This is a genomic window from Achromobacter sp. SIMBA_011, assembly GCF_046535435.1.
Classification (GTDB): Bacteria; Pseudomonadota; Gammaproteobacteria; order Burkholderiales; family Burkholderiaceae_B; genus Achromobacter; species Achromobacter dolens.
On sequence record NZ_JAWRWN010001224.1, the window covers coordinates 1 to 236 of the forward strand.

The window sequence follows — 236 nt, forward strand, 5'->3', positions numbered from 1 at the left end:
GGGCCGCGACGCGGCGTCGCTCGCCGCGGTGTTCCGCGCCGCCGTCAATGAACTGGCGGCGTCGCACTATGACGCACCGCAGCGTGCCGCCTGGTCGACAAGCGCCGACAATCTGTCGGAGTTCGACGCGCGCCTGGCGCGCGGCGTGACGCTGATCGCCGATTACGCGGGCGCGCCGGTGGCGTTCGCGCAGCTCTTTCCGGTCGACCATGTGGAGATGCTCTACGTCGCGCCCG

General features: G+C 71.6%; 1 pseudogene. It reads left to right on the forward strand.

What is annotated here, in order from left to right:
• Positions 1–236, forward strand: a pseudogene (locus tag SB816_RS34955) (GNAT family N-acetyltransferase); the annotation flags it as partial.